General features: G+C 39.5%; 16 protein-coding genes and 1 pseudogene. 6 read left to right on the top strand and 11 right to left on the bottom strand.

The features are described from left to right. Nucleotides 1–315: 315 nt before the first annotated feature. The 3 genes and pseudogenes from V7Q04_RS13145 to V7Q04_RS05340 all read left to right on the top strand — a co-directional run. A pseudogene (locus V7Q04_RS13145) lies at nucleotides 316–864 on the top strand (methyl-accepting chemotaxis protein); the annotation flags it as partial. Between the two features lie 366 nt (nucleotides 865–1,230). Continuing rightward, nucleotides 1,231–1,527 (top strand): hypothetical protein, encoded by a 297-nt coding sequence (locus tag V7Q04_RS05345; protein ID WP_333803894.1) that lies wholly within the window; start codon nucleotides 1,231–1,233, stop codon nucleotides 1,525–1,527. A gap of 63 nt (nucleotides 1,528–1,590) precedes the next feature. Then, on the top strand, nucleotides 1,591–1,881 hold the full coding sequence (locus V7Q04_RS05340) for a hypothetical protein (protein ID WP_333803893.1): 291 nt from the start codon (nucleotides 1,591–1,593) through the stop codon (nucleotides 1,879–1,881). Between the two features lie 45 nt (nucleotides 1,882–1,926). Here the strand turns inward: V7Q04_RS05340 and V7Q04_RS05335 are convergent, their stop codons facing one another. The 6 genes from V7Q04_RS05335 to V7Q04_RS05310 all read right to left on the bottom strand — a co-directional run bounded on the left by V7Q04_RS05335 (nucleotide 1,927) and on the right by V7Q04_RS05310 (nucleotide 6,589). Next, complete coding sequence (locus V7Q04_RS05335) at nucleotides 1,927–2,400, bottom strand: ribonuclease HI (protein WP_333803892.1); 474 nt, start codon at nucleotides 2,398–2,400, stop codon at nucleotides 1,927–1,929. After that, entirely contained in the window at nucleotides 2,401–3,966 is a 1,566-nt protein-coding gene (locus V7Q04_RS05330) for a GNAT family N-acetyltransferase (RefSeq protein ID WP_333803891.1), read from the bottom strand. A gap of 99 nt (nucleotides 3,967–4,065) precedes the next feature. Next, a complete protein-coding gene (locus V7Q04_RS05325; protein ID WP_333803890.1) occupies nucleotides 4,066–5,220 on the bottom strand; it encodes a sensor histidine kinase in 1,155 nt (384 codons plus the stop codon). Then, complete coding sequence (locus V7Q04_RS05320; protein ID WP_333803889.1) at nucleotides 5,213–5,869, bottom strand: response regulator transcription factor; 657 nt, start codon at nucleotides 5,867–5,869, stop codon at nucleotides 5,213–5,215. Before V7Q04_RS05320 ends, V7Q04_RS05325 begins: the two co-directional genes overlap by 8 nt. Before the next feature lie 45 nt (nucleotides 5,870–5,914). Then, nucleotides 5,915–6,349 (bottom strand): HvfX family Cu-binding RiPP maturation protein, encoded by a 435-nt coding sequence (locus V7Q04_RS05315; RefSeq protein ID WP_333803888.1) that lies wholly within the window; start codon nucleotides 6,347–6,349, stop codon nucleotides 5,915–5,917. Between the two features lie 6 nt (nucleotides 6,350–6,355). After that, a complete protein-coding gene (locus V7Q04_RS05310; RefSeq protein WP_333803887.1) occupies nucleotides 6,356–6,589 on the bottom strand; it encodes a hypothetical protein in 234 nt (77 codons plus the stop codon). Between the two features lie 109 nt (nucleotides 6,590–6,698). Here V7Q04_RS05310 and V7Q04_RS05305 point away from each other — a divergent pair, with 109 nt between their 5' ends. Both V7Q04_RS05305 and V7Q04_RS05300 read left to right on the top strand, forming a co-directional pair. After that, nucleotides 6,699–7,187, top strand: a complete 489-nt coding sequence (locus V7Q04_RS05305; RefSeq protein WP_333803886.1) for a gluconate 2-dehydrogenase subunit 3 family protein — start codon at nucleotides 6,699–6,701, stop codon at nucleotides 7,185–7,187. Next, the gene (locus V7Q04_RS05300; RefSeq protein WP_333803885.1) at nucleotides 7,184–8,842 is read left to right on the top strand and encodes a GMC family oxidoreductase; all 1,659 of its coding nucleotides are present in this window, start codon (nucleotides 7,184–7,186) and stop codon (nucleotides 8,840–8,842) included. The genes V7Q04_RS05305 and V7Q04_RS05300 overlap by 4 nt, the downstream gene beginning before the upstream one ends. Nucleotides 8,843–8,866: 24 nt before the next feature. On the opposite strand, the gene nifK is transcribed toward V7Q04_RS05300, so the two are convergent. The 4 genes from nifK to nifH all read right to left on the bottom strand — a co-directional run bounded on the left by nifK (nucleotide 8,867) and on the right by nifH (nucleotide 13,310). Continuing rightward, nucleotides 8,867–10,420, bottom strand: coding sequence for a nitrogenase molybdenum-iron protein subunit beta (gene nifK, locus V7Q04_RS05295; RefSeq protein ID WP_333803884.1), 1,554 nt, complete (start codon nucleotides 10,418–10,420; stop codon nucleotides 8,867–8,869). A 10-nt stretch (nucleotides 10,421–10,430) separates the two neighbouring features. Further along, the gene (gene nifD, locus V7Q04_RS05290) at nucleotides 10,431–11,885 is read right to left on the bottom strand and encodes a nitrogenase molybdenum-iron protein alpha chain (protein ID WP_333803883.1); all 1,455 of its coding nucleotides are present in this window, start codon (nucleotides 11,883–11,885) and stop codon (nucleotides 10,431–10,433) included. A gap of 30 nt (nucleotides 11,886–11,915) precedes the next feature. Continuing rightward, the gene (locus tag V7Q04_RS05285) at nucleotides 11,916–12,275 is read right to left on the bottom strand and encodes a hypothetical protein (protein ID WP_333803882.1); all 360 of its coding nucleotides are present in this window, start codon (nucleotides 12,273–12,275) and stop codon (nucleotides 11,916–11,918) included. Nucleotides 12,276–12,398: 123 nt separating this feature from the next. Beyond that, nucleotides 12,399–13,310, bottom strand: a complete 912-nt coding sequence (gene nifH / locus V7Q04_RS05280; protein WP_041959604.1) for a nitrogenase iron protein — start codon at nucleotides 13,308–13,310, stop codon at nucleotides 12,399–12,401. Between the two features lie 577 nt (nucleotides 13,311–13,887). On the opposite strand from nifH, the gene V7Q04_RS05275 reads away from it, so the two are divergent. After that, nucleotides 13,888–16,029, top strand: coding sequence for a methyl-accepting chemotaxis protein (locus V7Q04_RS05275; protein WP_333803881.1), 2,142 nt, complete (start codon nucleotides 13,888–13,890; stop codon nucleotides 16,027–16,029). A gap of 255 nt (nucleotides 16,030–16,284) precedes the next feature. Here the strand turns inward: V7Q04_RS05275 and V7Q04_RS05270 are convergent, their stop codons facing one another. Beyond that, complete coding sequence (locus V7Q04_RS05270) at nucleotides 16,285–17,712, bottom strand: lysozyme inhibitor LprI family protein (protein ID WP_333803880.1); 1,428 nt, start codon at nucleotides 17,710–17,712, stop codon at nucleotides 16,285–16,287. Between the last annotated feature and the right edge of the window lie 193 nt (nucleotides 17,713–17,905).

The following is a 17,905-nucleotide window of genomic DNA, read 5'->3' as shown; positions in this document are numbered from 1 at the left end:
TTTAAAGAGAAAATCAAACATGCGATTTTAGGCTTTCAAGCCCACGCTACAACGCACAGTCAAATCTCAGCGCAACTGCAACAAATCGCCTCTTTTTTCCATACACAAACGCAAAAAGAGAAGCGTATCATCGATGAGAGTACGAAACATGTGAACAATATGCAAGTCGTCTTTGATGACATCAGCAACAGTGCGCACACCAGTAAAGAAGAGATGCAACAAATCGGACACTACCTTAGCGATACTCAAAAAAACATTATCGAATTAGGTGAAAAAATCGCACAAAGTGTTCAAAAAGAGAACCTTCTCGTCACGCAACTCAATGCGTTAAGTAAAGATACGCAAGAGACCAAAAATATTCTTAGTGTCATTGACGACATCGCAGATCAAACCAATCTACTCGCTCTTAATGCCGCCATTGAGGCAGCACGTGCAGGTGAACATGGGCGTGGTTTTGCCGTTGTTGCCGATGAAGTAAGACTGTTGGCAGAGAAGACACAAAAAAGCCTTGAAGAGATTAATGCAACGATTACCTCCATCGTAAGCTCCATCACCTCCATCAGTCAGCAGATGAAAGACAATGCCTCTGAGATCAACATTCTTCAAGATGTCTCAACCAATGCCACTACTGTGCTCAACCAGTTGGTTCATGTAGCCGATAAAAACATCGCACTCTCCAATGCCATTGCCAACAAATCAATTGACCTCAAGCACGAGACAGAGCAAATGAAAGACGCTTCACACACCATAGAAACTATTTTTCATGCAAACTATACAAAAAGTGAAGAAATTATGGAGATAACAACAGTCCTCGATAATTGGGGTGTTGCGCTTCATGAAAAGCTTAATGAATTCAAAGTTTAAAATAAAAAAGAGTCTCTTGACTCTCTCTTTATTGAAAGTATAGAGCTTTACATGTAAAGCTCTATACGCATCACACAAAAAATGTGGTGGGTACTTTCGTAATGAATTAAGTTATATTTCAGTTAAATTCATTAAAAGCACCACAATCTTCCAAATAAGAGTATAGTGAAAACAGTAGATAGGACTCTTAACTCCATAAAATGCTCACAACACCTTATCTTCTTCGTTTTAAACGTCATTTCTACCCTTAGGCATATTTGAACGCATCTCAGAGAAAAGTGTTCAATAACATTTTGTAAGCCCTGCACATTTCAAGCTACAACACGCTATCCAATATCTATAAATGAACGAAACCAAGGATATACCATGAATGATAAAGAACTTTACCAACAAAAAAAACAGACACAACTCAATGAGTGGAAATCGGGAATGATACAGCTAAGAACTCAAGCCTTAGCCGCACGCGCCCATTCACAAGTCGAGTTGAACAAACACGTCAAACTTCTTGAAGGGAAACTGGAAGAGGGAAAAATAAAACTTGCAGAATTACATAAAACGACAGGAAGTGGTTTTGAAACAGCGAAAAAAGGTTTTGAAATAACATGGGATTCTATCATTGCTACGGTTGATGACACGACTGCAAAATTTAAAGCTATCGCATAAAGGAGAAAGCGTCTATACGACTACCAATAAAAATTGATACACCAAACTCTTAAAGGATTTACAATGAGCGATAAAAAATTATATGAAGAAAAAATCAAGGCACAATTTGATGAGTGTAAAACTCAAGTTGAAAAATTTAAAACAGAAGCTTCAAGTGCAACAGCAGCAGCTCAAATAGAGATGCATAAACAGATCAAACAACTTGAAGAAAAAATGAGTGAGGGCAAAATCAAACTTGCTGAACTTGTAGCTGCAAGCGAAGAGAAATTTGACGCTATGAAAAAAGGGGTTGAATCCATTTGGCAATCAACCAAATCAACCCTACACCATGCTACAAAGTATTTTGGTAAATAGCATTTCAGACTCAGAGGAAGTATCACTGCTTTCTCTGAGTGTCCATTAACGCTTTCGCACACCTTCACGCGATGCACGATCAACGAGCGTAAAATAGCGATCGATCTCATCTTTATCACCTGAAAGCTTATGCCCTTTCACTTTCACCAACGTACACTCCAATTCATCCATCATTTTATAAAACGCTTGGTACAGAAGATAATTGCCAATAAGTTTGTTCTTTTTAGTTAAAAAATGACTTTTTTCAAAACGTTCTCTCCTGTTTGGCAAACCAATGATATTTTGAGAATCGGTGTGAATGACGATGTGCGCTCCAGAGCTTTTAACCTCTTCCAATGCCCACAGTAAGGTTTGCAGTTCAAGCTTGGTAGAAGAGGTTTGCTCAAACACTTTGAGATGAATAGATGGAAGATTATCGGCATCAAAAGGCTCACCTTCATTGACGCTCAAGTATGCGCCGTACCCCACATTGCTTTGCGTATTGACACTGCCATCAGTAAACAGTAAGATGCGTGACACCTAACCGCTTACCACGACAAAGTCTTCCTTGTCACCTTTCCAACGTAAGCTGTAGAGGTCATTACGACGTGAACGTAGGTTTCGGACACTGCCTCGCTCTCGTAGCTCTTTGAGAAGGCTAATGTCAAGATCAGCCACCAACGTCATTTCGGTATTTGGCGTGGCTTCTGCAATGGTCGCATCGTGAGGGAAAGCAAAGTCAGAGGGACTAAAAACAGCTGATTGTGAATACTGTATGTCCATATTTTCAACCCTCGGAAGTGTACCGACACTGCCTGATATTGCCACATAACACTCATTTTCAATCGCTCTTGCTTGCGCGCAACGACGTACTCGAAGATAACTATTTTTGGTATCTGTCCAGTACGGCACAAAGAGTATATCAATGCCTTTATCGGCTAAAAGGCGTGGAAGTTCTGGGTATTCGACATCGTAACAAACGAGTATGCCTATACGCCCCACATCGGTTTCAAAAACACACAGTTTATCGCCGCCGTGCATTCCCCAATACGCCTCTTCATCAGGGGTAATGTGCAGTTTCTTCTGTGAATCTTTCGTACCATCACGTCTGCACAAATAACTTGCATTGTAAAGCGTGTTATCGTAATACTCTGGCATACTTCCTGCAATAATATTGACATTGTAACGCACTGCAAATTGTCCTATTTTTTCGACTAAGGTCTCCGTATGTGCCGCAACCGTACGAATCGCCGTTTCAGGACTTTCATCTGTTCGGAGTGCCATGAGTGGCGCATTAAAAAATTCGGGAAAGAGTACAAAATCGACGTTATACCCAGCCATGGCATCCACAAAAAACTCGACTTGATCCAAAAATTCTTCCACACTTTTAACACTGCGCATCTGCCACTGAACGATGCCCACACGCACGATGCCACGATTGATCTTAGGATTGATGTGTGGCTCTTCATAGTCCATATTGCTCCATTCAAGCAGTGTTGCATACTCTTTTGAAGCGGTGTCACCTTTAAGGTAGCCTTTTAAAACACGTCTAACGTGAAAGTCATTGGCGAGTTGAAAGCCCAAAACATGGTCTTGAAGTTCTTTATCTTTGACAAGTTCAATGTATTTGGAAGGGGGCATTTCATGGGCATGTTCTGCATATCCAGGGATGCGCCCTCCTGCGATGATGCGTTTGAGATTAAGCCTGTAACAAAGCTCTTTTCGAGCATCGTAAAGACGTCTTCCCAACCTCAAACCACGGTAATCAGGATCAACAAAGATGTCCAAACCATAAAGTGTATTGCCTTTAGGGTCATGCGTTGAGATGAGCCCTTCCCCTGTAATTTGATTGTACGTATGGCGATCGCCGTATTTATCATAATCCACAATCAAACTCTGAGCCGCTGCGATCACTTTGCCATCATCTTCGATGCAGATCTGCCCTTCAGGAAAAGTCTTTAATTGAGCTTTGAATTCAAGAAGTGTCCATCCTCCCAATGTAGGATAAACTCGATCCATAATCTCTTTAACTTGCGCATAATCTTCGGGTTGTAAATTGCGGAGTATCAGTTTGTTTGTCTGTTTTAAATCGTCATTCGTTGCCATAAAAAAATTCCTTTTTATTCCCAAAATAGAGGTAAAAGTATAAGGGTCATCTTAGCACAGTTTGAATTTAGGGTTGGTTGAATAAACGTATTAATGAAGTTAATCTTTTACAACTATTTGAGTGATAGGAAATTGTAAAAAGAAGTTTGTCTCTTTATTTGGGATGGATTCAACCCATACTTTTATATCATACATTTTACAAACAGAATTCACAATATCAAGCCCTATACCAAAGCCTCCCACCGCATTGCTTCTTCTCTCAAAGCGCTTAAAAATGCTCTTTTGATTCTCTTTACAAATGCCAACACCTTCATTTTTAACGGTTAAAAGATGTTCTGAAAGCTCAACGCAAATCGCTGTTTTGGGATAACTGTATTTAATAGCATTCGAGAGAAGATTATGGATCACTTTTTGAATACGTGATTTATCCATGTAAACAAATGTTGTTTGAAGTTGTGCCGTAATTGTATTGTCTTTAGTCGAAGCTATTTCATTAAAAAATCCAACGCTCTCTTGAATTAAAAGGGCAAGATCAAATGACTCTTCAAACACTTCATCAATATCATGAAATGCAATATAACTAAGGCTATTGTAAATTTGAGAAATGAGTTTTGTGCTAATGGAAATATGGTTGATAACACGTACATCTTTAAAAGAGCTTTGCTTCAAGTTTGAAACGCTCATCATTAAAGCGGCAACGGGTGTATTTAGTTCATGAGAACTGTCTTTAATGAAATGATTGAGCTTTTCAATGCGCAAGTGAACCGGCTTAAGCAACAAGCGGCTTAAAAAGTAGCCTTCAACACCCACAAAGAGCGCAGATATAACCATTGTAAACAAAATAATAAATTTAAGCCTGAGTATCTCTCGTTCGCTCATGTCTTCATCAACAACAATGTAAGCTACGCCATTAATGGGAGTTGCTAATTGATGAACAGCATAGGGTGTTGTATTTAAATCAAGCAACGGCGTTTTGAAGCTTGAAAAAAGAGTCTGTTTATCTTCTTTTAACAGAGCAACCGTGAAAAATTCTTTGGGTGGATGAAACAGATACGGCACTTTATCCATCTCCGCTTGCATCAACTCTTTTTCGTAACTCATCACAACGGTTTTAATTTCCATTGAACGTTTTTCATGAAGCTTATTGGTTTCATTGTTGTAGTACAAGATAGCAATAATACTCATGAGAAAGAGTGCCGAAGTGACATAGATGATTAAAAATCGCCATAATGCGCCCTGCTCTTCTTTATTCAAAAATATATCCATTCCCTCTAACGGTTTGAATTTTATCTTTTCCAATAATATTGCGTAGATTTTTAATGTAAACCCTAATCGTCGCTTCGCTAGGCATTTCATCATAATCCCATAAATTTTGCATCAGCTCTTCTGAGGAGACAACCTTACTTTTGTGGTTACTTAAATAGAGTAAGATTTTGCACTCTTTACGCGTCAGGGTATAAGGTACTTCATTGACATACAAGCGGTTTTTAGAAGCCATTAATGAAAGATGGGAATCAATAATGATGGCTTGTTCATTGATAAGATTAAATCGTTTTTGAATGTTTTTGATGCGCAAGTCAAGCTCTTCAAGATCAAAAGGCTTTTTGATGTAATCATCGCAACCATTTTCAAATCCTTTTTTCAAATGAGCCGTATCTTGAAACGCGGTAATGATAATAGCAGGTGTCGTGTCCTTATAGGTACGAATTTCTTTAATAAGATCAATACCACTGAGTTTTGGGACATTAATATCAAGGATTAAAAGATCAAATTTTTGGGTACTGAGCGCATCAGAAGCCGACTGTCCATCGCTAAAGTGAGTCGTTTGATGAAGATGGCGATTTAGATGACAGAGTAGAATATCAGATAAAATTGGATCATCTTCTAGCAATAAAATTTTCATCGACCACTTCCTTTTAAGCCAATTATACCATAGCCTTTTGCAAAGCTATGGCATACATGATGATGGCTTTTTTTTCTCAAAAAGAAAATAATCTACGCTGATTTTTCCTGCACCAAAGGCACATAGTACCCCAAGAAATAGTAGATAGTAAAGAGGAATTTCAAAACCTCCATCGGTTGCACTAAAGCCATTGCTTAAATGAACGCTTAGAATTGCAACCACCATAACAGCACTTAATGGTAACGAAATCCATCTCGTTAACAAGCCTAAAATCAGTAAAATGACACCCACACTCTCAATGCTTGCGCAAAGGTAAGCGTTGAGTAAAGGCAGAGGAATATTAAGTGTTTCAAACCACTCTGCAACGGAGTGAATATCGCTCCACTTCCGTACAGATGGTTCATAAAATCCATATGCCAACATAACTCTCACACTCAACAATACGATTGATTGCATTGTGTTAACAAAAAATAACCGCATTGCAGATTATTTCTTTTCGCCACCGCATTTAGCAGCACCACATTTGGCATCAGCTGGTTTTTTAGCATCACTCGCTTTGTCGCCTCCGCATTTAGTGTCAGCTGGTTTTTTCATCTCTTTCGCATCTTTCGTAGCGTTCATATCACCACCACATTTACTATCAGCTGCCATAGCGCCACTTACGAACATAGCAGCGATGAAGAGTGCTGCGAGAGGTTTAACGTTTGAAAATACTTGCATTGTAGATCTCCTTTTGGGTTTGGATAGTGACAGTATAATGACATTTTGTGTAGTGAATATGTAGTCGTATTACACAAAAGTTTTACATGCATGTGTTAGAATGCACCCTATGAATAGACGTACATTTATGGCACTGAGTGCTTCATCACCTTTTTTTTTAAGCATAGACGCGTATGCTAAAGATGTTCCTGCTTCTGTGTGGAGAACCATCGAAAGTGTCCAAGAAGTCTTATTGCCTGCAACCGAACAGATGCCCTCTGCAAAAAATGTCAATGCCCTTTCCTTTTTAATCGTCAATAGCACCAGCCCCTATTTTGATCAAAATGATTTGGAACTTTTGATCGAAGGAGCTTCTGTTTTTAACCAAAAATTTTCTCATTTTTTTCAAGAAAATGCAGAAGCTCAATACCATATCGTAGAGCTAGCAAGTGAGGATGCGTATTTGGAGCAATGGCTCTCACGGCTGATTTATTACACGCTTGAAGCAATGTTTGGCGATCCAATTTACGGGGGTAACACAGAGGAAATAGGATGGAAATCTGTTTTACATGTAAAGGGAGAACCTCGTCCGAAAAGTACCTATGGGAGAAAAATATGACATATGATGTGTGTATTGTAGGAAGCGGCGCAGGTGCTGGGCCTCTTGCTTATGAACTCTCTCGTGCGGGCAAAAAAGTGGTGATCCTTGAAAAAGGAGACATCTACAGTGAAAAAGATTTTTCAAAAGATGAGATAGCCTATACCAAGCGTGATGTTTTTACCCCAAAATTAAGAGACGAATACCATGTCATTGAGAGCTTTGAAGAGGGAAAATGGGTCAAAACACCTTCGTATGAAAATAACTGGAGTTTCTGGAACGGTAGCCTTTTAGGAGGTTCTTCAAACTTTATGAGTGGATTTTTTCATCGTCTTAAACCCAATGATTTTAAGTTAAAATCTCTTTATGGGGCTTATGAAGGAGCCAATATTGAAGATTGGCCTATTACGTATGAAGAGCTTGAACCTTTTTATGAACGCACAGAGAGAATCGTAGGTGTCTCAGGCGAGATGACAGAGTACGCGCACCAAGAACCGCGCAGTACCGCGCAATATCCATACCCTCCTTTAGCAGAACATCCTATTGTTGAAAATTTTGACACGGCTTGCAAGGCTTTGCATTTTACGCCTTTTAAAACGCCTAGGGCTATTCTCTCAGAGCCCAAGGAAGGGCGAAACCCTTGTTATTACTCCAATTATTGCGGTTCGTATGCCTGTTCGAGTGGAGCAAAGGGAAGTTCACGTGCTGCGCTTATTCAGCCCGCTTTAGCAACGGGAAATCTGCATATTATCGCCAATGCGTTCGTTGTGAAATTAGAAACAGACAACACACACACCATTAAAAGAGCCCAGTACCTCACACAAGAAGGGACGAAAAAGTATGTCCATGCTAAGCTTTTTATCCTTGCAGCACAAGCGGTGGAGAGTTCGCGCTTATTATTAAATTCAAAAAACAAGGCATTTCCAAAAGGACTTGCTAACTCATCAGGGGCTGTTGGAAAAAATATGGTCTTTTCAGGTGGAGGTATCGGTTCAGGAGAGTTTGATTTAAGCCATTTCAATCAAGAGACACTTTTACAAGCAGGCCTTTTTGTCAATCGTGCGCTCAAAGATTGGTATTTTACGAAAGAGTTTAAAGGGGGCGTTGTTGATTTTTTATTTGAACATGCCAATCCAATACGACGTGCAAACAGCCTGAAAAGAGAAGATGGGACATTGATCTTTGGGAAAAAACTTCAAGATAAAATTTTTCAAACCTTAACAACAAAGAGGGTACTCAATTTTGAAGTCTTTAATGATTGGATGCCCAATGACAACTGTTTTGTCTCTGTTGATGAAGTATACAAGGACAAATACGGTATTCCTGTTGCAAACATTCGTATAGGAGCGCATCCTCAAGATGTCATAGTAGGAGAATTCTTAGCCCAAAAAGCGGTACAAGTGCTTGAAAAAATGGGAGCAAAAAACATTACCTACGCTATCTCGCCACTGCCTCCGCAAAATCTTCAAGCAGGAGGATGTCGTTTTGGAAATGATCCGAAAAAACATGTACTCAATCGTTATTGCCAAAGCTATGACATACACAATCTTTTTATAACCGATGGTAGCTTCATGCCAACAGGTGGTAGTGTGCCTTATACATGGACAATTTATGCCAATGCATTTCGCGTTGCAGAGTATATTAAAGAAAATTTTGACACACTATTAAAAGTATAAAAGAAGAGAGCTTAGGCTCTCTTCTTATCTCACACAGTCGAAGAAGTAGTCGGTTTTTGCGATATCTTTTGTCTCTTCATCCAACGCGTCTAAGACGGAGTTGGTAATCCAAGTTAAAAGGTTTAGCGCACCTTCGTATCCGCTGATAGAGTATCGGTGTAGATGATGTCTATCAAAAATTGGGAAGCCAATTCTGATCAAAGGAATTTTGGTATCTCTGTAAAGCTCTTTTCCATAAACGTTACCAATCATAAAATCAACTGGTTCTGTGAAAAGAAGGCTTCTTAAATGCCACAAGTCTTTTCCTGCCCAGATATGACACTCTTCTTTGAAGGTACATTTATCAAGGATGGCTTGCATCTCTTTTTCCCAGTTTTTACGTGGTGCATTATGGCAAAGAACGTGTACAGGAATTGCACCCATCTCAACCAAGAAAGAAACAACACCTAACAAGAAGTCAGGATCTCCCCAGATAGCAAACTTTTTACCGTGCATATACGGGTAGCTGTCTTGCATCGCATCTACAAGTTGACCGCGTAGCAATGTCAACTCTTTAGGGACTGGCTTGCCTGTAAGCTCGCTAAGTTTCATGACAAACTCATCTGTTCCACCTAAGCCGATTGGATTAGACGTAGCGTAAGTTTGTTTCCAGTCACCCTTGATCGTCTTCGCAGTAGCCTGTGTAGAGTACTTTTGCAAAGAGATAGTTGCACCTGCACTTCTTGCTGTTTTAGCAACGGCTAAAGGCGTACCGCCAGAGAAGAGTTTATACTCACCTGCTGGTGTATTCCACTGATCTTCATGGTCACCGATCATAACGATCTTGTCGCTGAACATAGAAGCGATTTTTTTCACTTCTTTCAAGCTTCCAAGGTATGGCTCAAAACCAGGGATGATGTTGATACGCTCAGCATCTTTTTCTACTTCAACGCCCTCTTCAACCATGTTCAGTTCTTGAAGAATCGCGTTCATCATATTGTCATAACCTGTGATGTGGCTACCAACAAATGAAGGTGTGTGTGCCGCTGGAATTGGCGTGTTGTCAAGCTCACCCTCAGCATCTTTACGCGCACCGATCACAAACGCGTTCAAGTCATCACCGATAACTTCTGCCATACAGGTTGTAGAAACTGCGATCATGTCTGGTTTGTAGAGTGCTTTACAGTTACGTAAACCCTCTTTCATGTTTGCCAAACCACCGAAAACCGCTGCACTTTCACTCATAGAGTCAGACACACACGGTGTTGGCTCTTTAAAGTGACGTGTAAAGTAGCTTCTAAAGTAAGCTACACAACCGTGACTTCCATGAACATACGGCATGGTGTTTTCAAACCCAAGTGCTGCCATAACAGCACCCAAAGGTTGACACGCTTTGGCTGGGTTGATCGTGATGTGCTCACGTGCTAAGTTTTTCTCACGGTATTCCCATGTGGTTGTCCACTTAGCAATTTCGATTACTTTTTCAGGGTTTGTTGAACCTGTGTTACTTTCAAATTGCTTTTTGTTTTTGAAAACTTCTTGATACTCTGGTTTTAAAAAGAGCTTTTGCCCGTTTACTATGTTTTCTACGTCTTGCATTGTGCTCTCCTTAGTTAGATTCCCATGGTGCTTTGGTGTGAGCCCATACAGGGGAGTTCAACGCCAAATCCATGTCTTTTGCAAAAATTGCAAAGGCATCGTATCCATGATACGGACCACTATAATCCCAAGAGTGCATTTGTCTAAATGGTAATCCCATTTTTTGGAAAACGTACTTCTCTTTAACACCGCTCGCTACAAGATCTGGTTTAAGTCTTTTGACAAATTGCTCTAATTCGTACTCGTTGGTATCGTCATAGATCAAGGTTGTGCCATTAAGTTCGTCTTTGGTACGTTTGTAGTCATCACCATGTCCGAACTCATAACCCGTTCCAATAATTTTCATTCCCAAATCTTCGTAAGCACCGATAACGTGACGAGGACGTAAACCACCGACGTACAACATAACGGTTTTACCTTCTAGTTTCGGGCGGTATTTAGCAACGACAGCGTCTGTCATTGCAGTGTATTTAGCGATAACCGCTTCGGTTTTAGCTTGAATAGTCTCATCAAAGAACGCCGCAATTTTGCGTAAGCTCTCTGTTGTTTTGCTAGGACCAAAGAAGTTATACTCCATCCAAGGCACACCAAATTCTTGCTCCATGTGACGAACAACGTAGTTCATACTTCGGTAGCAGTGTAGAAGGTTGATTTTCGCTTTTGGAGCGATGGTCAACTCTTTATAGGTTGCATCACCACTCCATTGAGCGATAACACGAAGACCCATCTCTTCAAGTAAAATTCTTGAACTCCACGCATCCCCACCGATGTTATAGTCGCCAATAATCGCAACATCATAAGGTGTTGATTCAAAATCTTTTTTATACGAGTTATCAGGTAAAACCTCATCACGAATCATATCGTTCGCGATATGGTGACCAAGACTTTGGGAAACACCACGGAAACCTTCACACGAAACCGCAACAGTAGGCTTTCCAGACTCTTTTTTGTAGCCTTTAGCCACCGCTTGAATATCATCCCCAATCAAACCGATTGGACATTCACTTTGAATAGAAATACCGTTGTTAAGTGGGAAAAGACCATCAATCTCAGCGAGTGCCGCTTTAAGCTTTTTATCGCCACCGAAAACGATGTCTTTTTCATTGTAATCTGTTGTGAAGTTCATCGTTACATAGGTATCAACGCCTGTTGTTCCGATGTAATAATTTCTTCTACCAGCACGGCTATATTGACCACAACCAACCGGTCCATGAGAGATATGAATCATATCTTTCACAGGACCCCAAACAACACCCTTACTTCCAGCATAAGCACAACCTCTTTGGCTCATGACACCTGGAACGGTCTGTTTGTTGCTCTTGGTTGCATCACAAGCACCTTTAACACCATCAGGCATATCAACGCCGAGGTGTTTTTCTCTACTTTTTTTCGCCTTTTCAGGGTAAGCAGCAAGCACTTCCGCGATCGCAGCTTCTTGTTGGCTTAGTAGTGTTTCTGTTGTCATGCTCTTTTCCTTTTACATGTAAGCCGCTACTTAAGCGACTTTGACCCGATACAGAAGCATATCATCAAGCTTTTTGCAAACAGCTGCTGTTACGCCACCATCGACTGCTTTTGAAACTTCACTCATTTGATACTTGTTGGTGTAAAAAATCATTTTGTATTCACCCTCAATGTCTGACTTTTTATAGTAATCAGCCAATGCAGTGAAAAGAAATGTTCCTTTCTCAACGCGAAGGTCTTCTTGTTTGATGCCATCACGGTTTTCACTGGTAAGGACTGCGTAACTAACGTCTGAAAGATCGCCAACTTCTGCTGTGACTCTCTCTACGACTTGCTCATGACTAATTTTATTTCCCAAAGATGCTGGGAAGTGGTATCCGCAAATAAACATGGTGTGCTCCTTATTACATTTAAATTTTTTTATAGCACCAAGGGTGCGTGGGCATCCCGCCAAGCGTTACTCAGCGTTAGCGTAGCTTTTAGAGCTTTGCTTTAAAAGCGTGTCACAAATGGCTTATGCTGTTGCTTTTTTGCCGATAGCGTCTGCTTCGACTTCTTCTTCTAAACCAAATTCCATCAACAATGCCTCAAGATCATCCATCTCTAATGGTTTAGGGATTACTTTAAGATCGTTCGCGATGATTTTACGAGCAAGCTCTTTGTACTCAAACGCTTGGTCTGTTTTATCCGCAAACTCAACAACGGTCATACGACGAAGCTCTGCACGTTGAACGTGGTTACTTCTTGGTACGAAATGAATGAGTTGTGTTCCGATTTGCTCAGCAAGATGTTTTGCCAAGTCATACTCACGGTCTGTCATACGAGCGTTACAGATAAGTCCTGCAAGTCTAACACCACCGGTATTTGCGTATTTCAAAATACCTTTAGAGATGTTGTTTGCCGCATACATAGCCATCATCTCACCTGACATAACGATGTAGATCTCTTGTGCTTTACCTTCACGAATTGGCATCGCAAATCCACCACAAACAACATCCCCTAGTACGTCATAAGAGACGAAATCTAAATCTTGGTCATAAGCGCCCTCTTCCTCAAGGAAGTTAATCGCTGTAATAACACCACGTCCTGCACAACCAACTCCTGGCTCTGGTCCACCAGACTCAGCACACATAATAAAACCTTCTGTAATATCTGTGTTATCTGGATCAAACTCAGCCGCACCTGGTTTACATACATCTTCAAGCTCTAGGTCTTCAACTGTACCTGCTTCACTTGCTAGTTGCATAATGGTACATTGTGCTTTTTCATGCAAGATAAGACGTGTAGAGTCTGCTTTAGGATCACAACCAACGATAAGAATTTTTTTACCGAAATAGTGCGCCATTGCCGCTAGTGTATTTTGTGAAGTGGTAGATTTACCAATTCCGCCTTTGCCGTAAAAAGCAATTTGTCGAAGCTCTGCCATTTTGTTCTCCTTTGTGAGTTTTTATTTCACTACACACTTTTGCATATAGTGTTCCGTAGAAAAATACTTTTGAAAAAAAATTTCAACAAAAAGCAAAATATTGATTGGTTGTAGTAAATCCCTATAGTTATAGGAAGAAGGAAGAATGGAGGCAAGCTTGGTGATTTATGGATGACGCTTAAACAGATGAAGCTAGACTTGAAAAATATCAAAGCTCATTTTTCGTTTCTAATCTCAAAAAATTGCATTAGTTACTTCAAATTACGAATCAATTTTCATCTAAAATAGTTTAAATAATTGTACCTAGAATGCTATTTATCGCTCTTTGTTAACTTTTCTACAATCTGTGATTTCTTATCACGTGTTAACCATATGAAGCTTACTTTTAAGTAAATCTTAAATGTTTAAGTTATAGCATGAAGAATATGGGACCATATTTCTCATAATACTAATATTTGTTATAGCGTGACAAATATCAAATAAGGAGTTTCATGTTAATTGGTAAACAATGGATAGCAATATCAGTTCATTGTATATTTTTATATACAATAAATAATAATAAAAGGGGGGACGTACGATGATATTTAAGTCGATTCAAACTAAAATTGTTTTGATAGCTGGGCTTTGCTTGGTTTCAGCAGTTATCCTATTGGTGGGTTACGGGTTGTTTTCATCCACGAGAACACAAGATCGCGTTTCCGCGGAGGTTTCTTCTTTGTTAACAGAGCTCAACATGGAGAGACTGCAAAATTTAGCTGGTGAGCAAAGTGGTACCATTCAGTCCGAGTTGGAGTTAGCTTTGGATGCTGCTCGTACGATGGCTAATACCTTTGAAGTGAGTAAACTCAAACCTAAAGATGGTAAAGAAGCGCTGGGCATTGGTCGCGACCAGCTCAATGCTGTGCTTCTCAATGTATTGAAAAGTAACAAGAGCTTTAATGGTACATACTCCTGTTGGGAGCCAAATGCAATCGATGGCATGGATGCCAACTTCCATGTGGACAAAGACGGGAACAATCCGACTACGGGGCGCTTTACTCCTTATTGGACGCGTGATGATAAAGGCAATATTGCCGTTCAACCTTTAGTAGAGTACGACACCTACGACAAGCATCCTAACGGTGTTCTTAAAGGTGGCTGGTACATTACACCACGTGAGCAGAATAAAGAAAGTGTACTTGGACCTTTGCCCTATATCGTACAAGGTAAGCAAGTATTCCTCGCAACGATGTCTGTGCCAATTCATGTCAATGGTAAATTCTATGGCGTGGCTGGAGCTGATTATAACTTAGACTTTGTTCAAAAAATTGCTGAAAAAGCTGATAAAGCATTGTTTGAAGCTAATGGGCAAGTGTCCATCATTTCTGACAATGGTCTCTTGGTAGCTCAAAGTGAGAACCCTTCTATGATTGGAGGTCATTTTAAACAAGTGATGCCTAAAGGTTGGGAAGAGATTTATACAGCTATTCAATCAGGTAAGGCATTAGTTAGGATCAACAATGATAGTGGAATGATAGAAACAGTTGCGCCAATCAAGCTTGGACAAACGGGCAAACCTTGGGCGGTTTTGATTCAAGTACCACGAGAAGTTATCTTGGCTAAAGCGTTGGTACTTGATAAAGACATGAGCGATCGACTTTACAGCAATGCTTCGTTGCAAGTTGTCGTTGGTTTTATCGTTGCTTTACTGGCTATTATTGCCATCTATTTTCTTACCACCAGTATTATTGCCAAACCTCTTTTAAGCCTTAAAGAAACTGCCCATGATTTGGCAACGGGTGATGGTGATTTAACCAAAAAATTAGCTATTAAAAATCAAGATGAAATTGGTGATGCTTCCCATGAGATTAACCAATTTATCGCTAAAGTTCAGTCAACCATCAAATTAGCAAAAGACACCAGTTCTGAAAATGCATCGATTGCGCATGAGCTCTCAGCGACAACCCTGCAAGTGGGCAAACGCGTGGAAGACTCTGCAATCATCATTTCTCAAGCCACACACATGTCAAGCGAGACCAAACAAGAAATTGTCTCTTCCGTCAATGAAGCAAAAGCTTCAAAAGAAGAGATTGTTAAGGCAAATAATGAACTCCAAAGTGCTCGTATGTTCCTTCAAAAACTGGGACAGCGTGTTCAAGAGAGCGCGCAAACAGAGCAAGAACTTGCACAAAAAATCCAACAACTTAGCTCTGATGCCGACCAAGTTAAAAATGTTCTTACCGTCATCGGCGATATTGCTGATCAAACAAACCTTCTAGCACTCAATGCTGCCATCGAAGCTGCACGTGCAGGAGAGCATGGAAGAGGCTTTGCAGTCGTTGCCGATGAAGTACGCACCTTAGCAGAGCGCACCCAAAAAAGTTTGGTTGAAATCAACGCAACCATTAATGTCATAGTTCAAGCTATCACGGACAGCTCAGAGAGAATGAATGTTAATTCAGCACAAATCCAAGAATTAAACGTGCTCGCAGGGGATGTGGAAAGCAAACTGGATAACACTGTTTCTATGATGAATGTTGCAACCAAACTCAATGAAAAAACGGTTAACGACTACATCCAAACAGGTGAAAAAATCGATACCATCGTTTCCAAAATTGAAGAAATCAATACGTTAGCAACGCAAAATACAAGAAGTGTGGAAGAAATCGCAGGGGCGAGTGATCACCTCAATACCCTTACCGAAAAACTCAACACCATTCTCAATCAATTTAGAACATAAGTTAAAGCCCTATTTTAGGGCTTTAATCACTTGATTTTCGTGCCACGTAATCCATCAGTTTTGTTGAAAAAAAGCGTTTGAGCCATGTGCCATTCGGCACTGGCTACTTTTTATTTACATGTAAAAGATTTATTGTCTAATTCTGTAAAAATAGCCTGTCTCCATTTTCTATAAATTGTCAAAAGTTAAAAATTTAGCCCTGACCCCTAAAATGAGGGGGGCAGTCATTAAAGTAGCTGTCCCCCCTTTTTTTTCCTATTTCAAATTTAAACATTGTTCATATCTCTTTTTATCTTCAGACCAAAATTGAGATGCAAGTTTGTTATATATCCTCTCAATATTTTCTTTTTTCATTGTTGTACAACACTGAGAACCTGAACCAAGAAGATTACGCATAGCAACTGTAGATTCTGAGGAATAGCTTACTCGATCATATACTTCGAATGCTAAATCAAGATTTTCTTCAATAATAGAAAAGTTTTCGCATGGATCTGCACCGTTGTCAGTAAATGGTGGGGTTAATTGAATAAATAAAGCCATATCTCTATTGTCTTTTACTGGATCCTGAATTATAGTGTTTAACATTAAAGGTATAGTCTCTTTTGCAGGTCCTCTAAACTTCATGATTCCATAATATCTTACATTTGCATCTTGATCATTCAATGCAATACAATTGTATTTATATTGCTTATCTGGTGACAATGTGTTGATTTTTTTTAAAGCTTCAAGTCTTTCAGAAGGTTCATCTGAAGATAAAAAAATATTTTCTATTTTTGTTATTTGTGGATTTATTTCAAGTGTATCGAAATGACAAATTTTTTTAGTATTTGTGTTACTGTAAACTAATAATACATCTAAAGTGTTCACTTGAGCACACTTGTCAATTGCACCATACTCAGTTTCTATTTCGCAATCAGGTATTACTACAATATCGCCAACTCCATCTACGTAGTAGAGATATGCCATATAGTCAGATACTTTTTGCCCTTTGTCTAATACTTGTTGAAACTCTTCGGCATTATCGCTTCTTTTGTGAGACTCTTTACGAGGTAGCGAAAGAATTTCTGATAAAGTAGCAGAGTCTACCAATCTACTCTCACGAAATCTAGGGAATCTGTCTCCTTGAAATTTATCCAATTGCACCAAGCTAGTTCCCTTAGCGCTGGTCTTTGCTGAAGCGGTTTTTATCTGGGTATATCCAAAATTATTGACTGCAACTTCAGGATGTTCATATCTCCTAAGTCCGGACGCACTTTTCGATAATGCCGATGATATACAGTCCTGATCAAACACACATTTTTCAATAGCTTGTTCAAAATCAGATTTAATTTGATTGCAGAGGACATTTAAATGCATGTTTTTTTGAAGTTTGCTAGCATATTCATCTTGTAGGGAATTAATTCGGACTTGGTATAAATTTATGAGGCATGCAACATCATTTCTACTACATATGGATGTTCTTTCTTTCAGCCATTGTTTCTGTTCATTTTGTAAGAGTTTGACATCTGTCTCATTGAGTTGTTTTTTTATAGAAAAAAACTTTTTTCCTAACATATCATCAAGTTGATTTAAGTCCACATTCTCACAAATTGATTCCTCTAATGTTGTCGTGGCTTTTGAACAATCAAAACTAGCAGAAAATAAGATTGAACTAAAAAGTAAACTAGTTAGTAAAAATTTCATGTTTTATCCTTTTAGCATAACATCTTAGTTGAGAACTTAAGAACTTTAGGGAGATGGCTAAACTTTTAACTTTTTGCACTGCAACCCAATCTACCACAAACGCTTCAAAAATAATATCTCTTTAATCTTTAAGAATAGAACAACGAACAAACAAAAAAAGACCTTCTGCCTACTTATTGCACACATGCCTAAG

It is taken from the genome of Sulfurospirillum sp., from assembly GCF_036802865.1.
Lineage (GTDB): Bacteria > Campylobacterota > Campylobacteria > Campylobacterales > Sulfurospirillaceae > Sulfurospirillum.
The sequence above is the reverse complement of the archived record's forward strand: the minus strand, read 5'-3'. Positions and strand labels throughout refer to the sequence as shown.